Below are 8599 nucleotides of genomic sequence, written 5' to 3'. Positions count from 1 at the left end.
CGCACTTGGACACCACCTTGCTGGTGACCACCACAACGTCGCCGTCACGCAGCCACGGTGCGGCCGAAGCGACTGCGCCGGAAAGGTCGTCACCCGGCCGAAATTCGGGGAGGCCGGCTACCGGGATAACCTCGATCGTCGCGGCACTGCCGTGTTCGCCGGAGCGGATCATAGGCGCACACCCGCGAGATCCAGTCCGGCGCGCACCATCTCTGCGGTCACCGCCGGATCGGTCATCAGCAGCGGGACCGGCTGCACCCGCACACCTTCGAGGTCGGCATCATCACCGTTGTGCACCAGCCAGTAATCCAGAATCCCGGTGCCGCTGCGTGCCCCGTAGTGGCGGCCCACTGCCGCGGAGGTGGCCGCCACGCCGACCACGCTCAGGCAAGTATCCGCCATGCCCCGCAACGGCTTCCCCGCGACGATCGGCGAATAACCGATCACGGGGGCGGTGGTCGACCGCAGCGCCGCGCGGACGCCGGGGATCGCCAGGATGGCGCCGATGCTCACCACCGGATTGGACGGTGCGAGCAAGATGGCGTCGGCTCCGGTGATGGCTTCGCCGACTCCGGGTGCCGCGGTGGCTTTTTCGGCGCCAACGAAGGCGAAGCTATGGGTGGGCACTGCGGCGCGGTGGCGCACCCACCACTCCTGGAAATGGATCGCACGCCGGTTGCCGTCAGTTGGATCGGTGATGACCACGTGGGTTTCGCAACTGTCGTCGCTGACGGGCAACAGTTCCGCGCCCGGCTGCCAGCGGCCGCACAGTGCCGCGGTGACCTGCGACAGTGGATAGCCGGCCCGCAACGCCTGGGTGCGGACCAGGTGCGTGGCCAGATCGCGGTCGCCCAGGGCGAACCAGTCCGGTTGCATGCCGTAGCGGGCCAGCTCCTCCATGGCGTGCCAGGTTTCGTCACGGTGGCCCCAGCCACGTTGCGGGTCGACACCACCGCCCAGGGTGTACATGCAGGTGTCCAGGTCCGGACAGACACGCACCCCGTGGATCCATGCGTCGTCGCCGACGTTGACCACCGCGGTGAGGCTGTGACCAGCAGTTTGGCCGTCGTCGGCGAACCGGCCCAGGCCGAGCAGGTGCTGCACCCCGAGCAGGAATCGCGCACCGCCGACCCCGCCGACCAGAACGGTGACCTTCACAGCGCATGACAGTACTGCGCAGTGCCGTGCGCGGGGGTGTGGTCAACACGACAGCGACTCGCCGGTCTCGAACACGCCGAAAATCGGTAACGGAATGGTAGGAATTTCTGGTCCAACCCTTGACCCTGGCAGTCAACCGGTGTCTAATCACACCAGTGTCATTTCCCGGTTGGCCTGCCGGTTCCGGTGTCGCAGACCGAGATTCGATCACTTGTTCGAATTGAGATGGACCCGACAATTCACGATCACGGAACCAGGTGAGGAGGCGGAGCATGTCCTATGAACACCTTCGGAGCGTAACCGGCGACATACCGCACACCGGTATCGACACCGGCGCAGTTACTGCGGTGAGGAAGGCAACTGCGGCGATCGGGGGCGCGATGGCCCGGCCACACTTGAGCGTGGTTCCCGACGAGCCCGAGATATTCGAGCCCAGGCCGGCCACCAACGAGGAGTGGCAGGACCGTGCGCTGTGCGCGCAGACCGACCCCGAGGCGTTCTTCCCAGAGAAGGGCGGTTCCACTCGTGAGGCCAAAAAGATCTGCCAGCGCTGCCCGGTGCGTGCCGAGTGCTTGGAGTACGCCCTGGCCAACGACGAGCGTTTCGGCATCTGGGGCGGTCTCTCCGAACGGGAGCGCCGCCGCCTCAAGCGCGGCATAGTTTAACCGTTAACCGGACCCGGTTACTGGTCGTCGATCGTCGGGTCGACGACCGTGGGTTCGACGTCCAAATAGGTGGCCACCTGGGCCACCAGGATTTCGTGCAGCAGTTCATCGAGTTCGAGGCTGTCTTTGGCGCGCTGTTCGATTGGCTTGCGGAACAACAGGATTCGCGCGCGGGTGGGATTGCCGCGCACGTCGACTCCGGCGCGGATCAACCGGGCCAGCGGAATCGGCCCGTCGGCGACCACCTCGGGTGGCCACTGCACGCTGTCCGGATCCTTCGCCGAGATCCGCGGGATCTCGTCGACGGCGACATCAAGCGCCGACACCCGTTGCTGCCAGCGCCGTTCGATGGGCTCGTAGGCTTCCAACACGGCCATGTCGAATCGCTCCGCACGGGTGCGCCAGCCCGGCACCGTCGGCGGCAGCAGCGGGCCCCGTATCTCGCGGCCTCTGCGGGAGCCGCGCGAACCGTTCACGCGCCGATGGTAACGGTTGGGCATATTGCCGATAGCCTCCCCGCCGAATGCGCGTGTCCACCGAGGTGGCGCCAGCCGGCCACGATAACCTCACGACCGTGAACGTTCCCCGCCGCTGCTGTCGGCCCGGGTGCCCGCACTATGCGGTGGCCACGTTGACGTACGTCTACGCGGATTCCACCGCTGTGGTCGGCCCGCTGGCCACCGCGCGGGAGCCGCACTCGTGGGACCTGTGTGTCGGCCACGCGGGCCGGATCACCGCGCCGCGGGGCTGGGAACTGGTCCGCCATTCCGGTCCGCTGGTCGCCCATCCCGAAGACGACGACTTGATCGCGCTGGCCGACGCGGTCCGCGAGGGCGTCAGAGATCAAGTCTCCTCGGCAAGCGGGTGGTATCCCCAGCCCGGCCCGACGGGCACCGGTACGGGTGAGCCCGGTGCAGCGGTATTGCGCAATTCATCGATGACCATGCGCAGCGCCAAAGGCAGCACCGGCAGGACCGGCAGTACCGGCGGCGGGCGCCGCCGCGGTCACCTGCGGGTATTGCCCGACCCGCCGGACTGACTCCGGAACAGAGCTAGGCTGGCGACGAAGAGTCCCCTTCGTCAGGAGCCCGGTCATGTCTCGGCCTGCTGCGGCTGTCCAGCGTGTGATCAAGGCTTACGACGTGCGTGGGCTGGTGGGCGAGGAACTCGACGAGTCCTTGGTCACCGACGTCGGGGCCGCGTTTGCGCGGTTGATGCGCGACGAGGGCGCCGGCCAGGTGGTGGTGGGCCAGGACATGCGAGGGAGTTCGCCGGCGCTGGTGGCCGCCTTTGCCGGCGGCGTGGTAAGCCAGGGCCTCGATGTGGTCCGGATCGGTCTGGCCTCCACCGACCAGCTCTACTTCGCCTCCGGCTTGCTGAATTGCCCGGGCGCGATGTTCACCGCCAGTCACAACCCGGCTGCCTACAACGGCATCAAACTGTGCCGGGCGGCCGCCCTGCCGGTCGGTGCGGACACCGGGCTCGCCAGGATCCGCGACGACGTCATCGCCGGCGTTCCCGACCACAGCGGGCCGCACGGCGTCATCTCTGATAAGGACGTGCTGGCCGACTACGCTGCGTTCCTGCGCTCGCTGGTCGACACCTCGGGGCTGCGTCCGCTGCGGGTGGCCGTCGACGCCGGCAACGGCATGGCCGGACACACCGCCCCGGCTGTTTTCGGGCCCATCGACGCGGTCACGCTGCTGCCGCTGTACTTCGAACTCGACGGCACTTTCCCCAACCACGAGGCCAACCCCCTGGACCCGGCGAACCTCACCGATCTGCAGAAGTACGTGCAAGACAGCAACGCCGATATCGGGCTGGCGTTCGATGGCGACGCCGACCGGTGCTTCGTCGTCGACGAGCGTGGCCGACCGGTGCCACCGTCAGCGGTGACTGCCCTGGTCGCTGCCCGCGAACTGGAACGCGAGATCGGTGCGACGGTGATCCACAACCTGATCACCTCCCGGGCGGTGCCGGAACTGGTGACCGAGCGTGGCGGGACGCCGGTTCGATCCCGGGTCGGCCACTCCTACATCAAGGCCCTGATGGCCGACACCGGGGCCATCTTCGGCGGGGAGCACTCTGCGCACTACTACTTCCGGGATTTCTGGGGTGCCGATTCGGGCATGCTGGCCGCGCTGCACGTGCTGGCCGCGCTCGGTGAGCAGCAACGGCCGCTGTCGGAGCTCGCCGCAGACTATCAGCGCTACGAATCCTCCGGTGAGATCAACTACGCTGTGGCCGACGCGCCCGCGTGCGTGGATGCGGTGCTCAAGTCGTTCGGCACCCGGATCCACTCCATCGACCACCTGGACGGGGTGACCGTGGACCTGGGTGACGGGAGCTGGTTCAACCTGCGCAGCTCCAACACCGAACCGCTGCTTCGGCTGAACGTCGAGGCGCGCTCCGCCGACGAGGTCGACGCGGTGATCACGCAGGTCGCCTCGCAGATCAGGGCGGTACAGCAGCTTTCGCAAAAGGTAGCGCCGTGAGCACGTCCTCTTTTTCGGGATCCACCATCGACCTCGACGACGCGGCGGCGTTGCTCGCCGCCGACCACGACGGGGTGCTGCGCAATGCGTCGATGGCCGGTGCCCAGGTCCGTGCCACGGCCGCCGCCGTGGCCGAGGGCGCCTTGGACTCGGTGCGCAGTGACCGCTCGGGATATCCGCCGCGCACGCTGGTCTGGGCATCCGGCCGCGGCACCGCCGCGACGGCGGGTGCGATGCTGTCCGCGGCGCTGGGCGATAAGGCAGCCGAGCCGGTTGTGCTGGCCACCGAGGCGCCGGCGTGGATCGGCACGCTCGACGTGCTGATCGTCGCCGGTGACGACCCGGGGGATCCGGCGCTGGTCACCGCGGCGGCGACCGGGGTGCGCCGAGGGGCACGCGTGGTGGTCGCCGCACCGTACGAGGGCCCGCTGCGCGATAGCACAGCCGGTCGCGTCGCGGTGCTGGAACCGAGAGTAAGGGTTCCCGACGAATTCGGGCTGCCCCGCTACCTGGCTGTCGGTCTGGCGGTGTCGGCGGCGATGAATCCGGGAGACTCGGGGTCGCAGGGCGCACCGGGGTCGCAGACCGGCCTGGCGGAGCTGGCCGACGAGCTGGACGGCGAGGCACTGCGTAACAGCGCCGGTCGTGAAGTGTTCACCAACCCGGCTAAAGCCTTGGCGGACCGGATCTTCGGCCACTCGGCCGTCGCGCTGGCCGGTGACTGTGCGGCAACCCTCGCGCTGGCCCGGCACGGCTCGGCGGCGCTGCTGCGGATCGGGCACACCGCGGTCGCGGCGACCGGGCTGGCAGATGCGGTGGCGGCGTCGCGCGCCCAGCCGGCCGGCCCGGCCGGAGCCGCCGAGGACATCTTTCACGACGACCAGATCGATGGACCGGCCGCCGACCGGTTACGGGTGGTGGCGTTGACGCTGGCGGCTGAGCGCACCGTGGTGGCGGCACGCGTCGCGGGCCTGAGCAATGTGGACCTGATCGGGGCCGGGGATGTGCCGACCGAAGCGAACCGGGCGGACTCGACTGGACCGGCCGGCTTGCTTCCGTCGCCCGGCCGCGTCGAACAGCAGTTGGCCGTGCTGGCCGTCCGTCTGGAGATGACGGCCGCATACTTGCGGCTTTTGCGGGGATAACGGAACCGGCACAGTGGACCTGCTACGCGGAGCGATACGGACCTACGCCTGGGGGTCGCGGACGGCGATCGCTGAATTCACCGGCCGGCCGGTTCCGACCGCACATCCCGAGGCGGAGCTGTGGTTCGGCGCCCACCCGGCGGACCCCGCCTGGCTGGAAACCGCGAATGGCGAAACGTCTTTGCTCGACACGCTGGTTGCCGACCCGGAGGGACAGCTCGGCGCTGCAGTGCACGCCCGCTTCGGGGACACGCTGCCGTTTCTGGTGAAGGTGCTCGCGGCCGACGAGCCGTTGTCGCTGCAGGCCCATCCCAGCGCCGAGCAGGCCGCCGAGGGTTTTCGCCGTGAGGAGCAGCTCGGTATTCCGCTGTCGTCGCCGATCCGCAACTACCGCGACACCCGCCACAAGCCCGAGCTGCTGGTAGCGCTAGGGCCGTTCGAGGCGCTCGCGGGGTTCCGACCGTCGGCACGTACCGTCGAGCTGCTGCAGGCGCTGGCGGTGTCGGACCTGGATCCGTTCATCGAGCTGCTCAGCGACCAGTCCGATGCCGACGGGCTGCGTGCGCTGTTCACCACGTGGATTACCGCACCCCAGCCCGACCTCGACGTTCTGGTGCCAACGGTGCTCGACGGCGCCATCCACTATGTCAGTTCCGGCGCAACGGAATTCGCCGCTGAAGTCAAGACCGTACTGGAGCTCGGTGAACGCTATCCGGGGGACGCCGGCGTGCTGGCGGCGTTGCTGCTCAACCGCATCAACCTGGCCCGCGGCGAAGCGATCTTCCTGCCGGCCGGAAACCTGCACACCTATCTGCGCGGCACCGGGCTGGAGGTGATGGCGAACTCCGACAACGTATTACGCGGCGGCCTCACCCCTAAGCACGTCGACGTCCCGGAGCTGTTGCGGGTGCTGGACTTCACCCCCACCACCGAAGCGGCCCTGCGACCAACCATCTACCGTGACGGGCCGGAGCTGGTCTATGAAACTCCGGCGGACGAGTTCGCGGTTTCGGTGCTCACCCTGGACAGGGAAGACCTCGGCCACGAGGTGGACGCGCCGTCGCGGCACGGCATCTCCCAGGGGCCGCAGATCCTGTTGTGCACCGAGGGGCCGGTCACGGTACACGCCAAGTCCGCGACGCTGACCCTGCGGCGCGGCGCCGCGGTATGGGTGGCAGCCGACGACGGTCCGATTCGGTTGGCCGCGCAGCAGCCGGCCGAACTGTTCCGTGCCACAGTGGGTTTGTGACAAACGCCAGAGATGTCAACGCGCGGTAGCATGTCGGCGATTCTGGCGGCGTTGGCGGCGTTGGCCGCTAACGCCGGTATCGCCGCCGCCAAGTTCGTTAGTTTCGTGATCACCGGCAGCTCCGCGATGCTCGCCGAGGCGGTGCACTCGGTGGCTGACACCGCCAACCAGAGGCTGCTGTTGTTCGGCCAGCGCGCGGCTGCAAAGCAGGCCGATGCCCTGCATCCGTTCGGGTACGGTCGCAGCCGCTACTTCAGCTCGTTTGTGGTGGCGCTGGTGCTGTTCAGCGTCGGCTCGGTGTTCGCGGTATACGACGGCTTCCGCAAGATCACCCATCCCGTCGAGCTGAGCTCTCCACTGGTGGCCATCGCGATCCTCACCGTGGCGACCGCGTTGGAAACCTACAGCTTTCACACCGTACGGCGCGTGTCGCGGCCAAGATTGTGCTTGATCCGCAGGCCGACCTGACTGCCCGTGGTGGCGACCATGGGCGCAGCCGGGGCCAACATCCGCGCGGTGGTGCCTGCCGCGCGGGTTATCTACCTACAGCCCGACCTGGACAGATCTGCCGTGTGAAACTCGTTCGAAATCCGGTTGTCCAGCAGGTCACTGGCGCCGCAAGTGCTTCGGGCTGTCATCGTCAGTACCTTCCCGTCCGCCTGCAACGCGATCCCACTCGACAGTGGGCAAACGAGGGGAGTTACGCGGGCATCTTTGGTGAGTCAACGACTTTTGGACATAACGCCATAACATCGCATATAGTCCCGTGCTGGATGCGTGAGGTTGGCCGTGTCAGCTGAACGGGGGGCATGAATAATGAAGTCTTTTCGACTTGCCGTGCGCCCCGGATACGCTGTCGTAGGTGAGACCGGCGCTCGTCGATCCCCACGATTACCGGTCCCAGACGCGTGCGCATGGCTTGGTCCGGACGCGCGGGAGCGTACGGGTGGAGTGCCGGAGAGAGTCTGATTCGAAAAGTCGAAAGATGGGGGTAGCTGCGTGATTCAGGTCGAATTGCTCCGGCGTATGGCGTGTGGTCCGGAGTCAGACGAGGCGCTGTGCCGGGCGGAACGACGGGGTGCGCGTGGAGGCGGGGTGCGTGATGCGCTGGTGAGTTCCGGCACTGCGGTAGCGGCGTTTTCGGTGTTCGGATTATCACCGTTGGCGGGTGCGCCGCCAGCCCGTGCGGATTTCGAAGAGCTATTCGAGCCGATGATAGCCGCCGTCGATTCGGCGGCTAATGGCTTCGATTTGCCAGGTTCGTCGTCTAGCGCACTGCCGTTGGACGGCGTCGCTGAAGCGTTGGCCACGGGCACCGGTCCGGAGTCGCTGACAGGTGGTCCGTTAGCGGCGGTCGATGCTCTCCTCGTGCGGGCCGACAGCGTGATCAACCTGATGTCTACCGGGTTGATCGGCCATGATGTGATCGCTAACGGCAGCGTCGCTTCGTTGTTGTCCGGTGGCGGGGGTGCTGGCAGCGCGATGACACATGCGGTGGCCTCGGTCAACCCGGGAGCAACAGCCGGCAGCGGTGGTGACGGCGTTGACGGGTCGTATGTGGTGACGTCGCAGTGGAATAACGGCTTCACTGCGGATTACACGATCACGAATACGGGTTCGACTCCGATAACGAACTGGCAGGCTCAGTTTGACTTGCCGGCGAACGAGTCCATAACAAATATGTGGAACGCCAATCTTGCCCACGATGGCACGCAGTACGTCCTGACGCCGAAGAGTTACGACGAGACTATTGAGCCGGGGCAGTCGGTGACGGTGGGCTTCCAGGCTGCGCAGACTGGAAGCTACTCGCCGCCGACGGATGCTTCGGTCGACGGGCAACCGGTCACCGACACCGGTACCAGTGGAAGCGGTGGCAGTGACACCGGT

Annotated in this window: 9 protein-coding genes and 1 pseudogene; 7 read left to right on the top strand and 3 right to left on the bottom strand. The window is 67.3% G+C overall.

Annotation, left to right across the window (positions count from 1 at the left end; genetic code table 11):
• Together AC2VOP_RS05920 and cofD are read right to left on the bottom strand one after the other, a co-directional pair.
• Nucleotides 1–169: coenzyme F420-0:L-glutamate ligase (locus AC2VOP_RS05920; protein WP_486960088.1), on the bottom strand; the 169-nt coding region annotated here is incomplete at its 3' end.
• Nucleotides 169–1158 carry a 2-phospho-L-lactate transferase gene (gene cofD / locus AC2VOP_RS05915; RefSeq protein ID WP_486960086.1) on the bottom strand — a complete coding sequence of 330 codons (990 nt, stop codon included), beginning with the start codon at nucleotides 1156–1158 and terminating at the stop codon, nucleotides 169–171. The genes cofD and AC2VOP_RS05920, both read right to left, overlap by 1 nt.
• 272 nt (nucleotides 1159–1430) lie before the next feature.
• On the opposite strand from cofD, the gene AC2VOP_RS05910 reads away from it, so the two are divergent.
• Nucleotides 1431–1823: a WhiB family transcriptional regulator gene (locus AC2VOP_RS05910; RefSeq protein WP_486960085.1), complete on the top strand. Its 393-nt coding sequence runs from the start codon at nucleotides 1431–1433 to the stop codon at nucleotides 1821–1823.
• Nucleotides 1824–1840: 17 nt separating this feature from the next.
• On the opposite strand, the gene AC2VOP_RS05905 is transcribed toward AC2VOP_RS05910, so the two are convergent.
• On the bottom strand, nucleotides 1841–2263 hold the full coding sequence (locus AC2VOP_RS05905) for a metallopeptidase family protein (RefSeq protein ID WP_486960087.1): 423 nt from the start codon (nucleotides 2261–2263) through the stop codon (nucleotides 1841–1843).
• 134 nt (nucleotides 2264–2397) lie between these two features.
• Between AC2VOP_RS05905 and AC2VOP_RS05900 the strand changes: the two genes are divergently transcribed.
• The 6 genes and pseudogenes from AC2VOP_RS05900 to AC2VOP_RS05875 all read left to right on the top strand — a co-directional run.
• Nucleotides 2398–2862 (top strand): DUF3499 domain-containing protein, encoded by a 465-nt coding sequence (locus AC2VOP_RS05900; protein WP_486960084.1) that lies wholly within the window; start codon nucleotides 2398–2400, stop codon nucleotides 2860–2862.
• A gap of 55 nt (nucleotides 2863–2917) precedes the next feature.
• On the top strand, nucleotides 2918–4318 hold the full coding sequence (locus tag AC2VOP_RS05895; RefSeq protein ID WP_486960083.1) for a phosphomannomutase/phosphoglucomutase: 1401 nt from the start codon (nucleotides 2918–2920) through the stop codon (nucleotides 4316–4318).
• Nucleotides 4315–5463 (top strand): TobH protein, encoded by a 1149-nt coding sequence (locus AC2VOP_RS05890; RefSeq protein ID WP_486960082.1) that lies wholly within the window; start codon nucleotides 4315–4317, stop codon nucleotides 5461–5463. The genes AC2VOP_RS05895 and AC2VOP_RS05890 overlap by 4 nt, the downstream gene beginning before the upstream one ends.
• 13 nt (nucleotides 5464–5476) lie before the next feature.
• Nucleotides 5477–6712 carry a mannose-6-phosphate isomerase, class I gene (gene manA, locus AC2VOP_RS05885; RefSeq protein ID WP_486960081.1) on the top strand — a complete coding sequence of 412 codons (1236 nt, stop codon included), beginning with the start codon at nucleotides 5477–5479 and terminating at the stop codon, nucleotides 6710–6712.
• 12 nt (nucleotides 6713–6724) lie between these two features.
• Nucleotides 6725–7150 (top strand): annotated as a pseudogene (locus AC2VOP_RS05880) (cation diffusion facilitator family transporter); the annotation flags it as partial.
• Nucleotides 7151–7807: 657 nt separating this feature from the next.
• Nucleotides 7808–8599: cellulose-binding domain-containing protein (locus tag AC2VOP_RS05875; RefSeq protein ID WP_486960080.1), on the top strand; the 792-nt coding region annotated here is incomplete at its 3' end.

Source organism: Mycobacterium sp. TH-M106 (genome assembly GCF_057473765.1).
The sequence above is the reverse complement of the archived record's forward strand: the minus strand, read 5'-3'. Positions and strand labels throughout refer to the sequence as shown.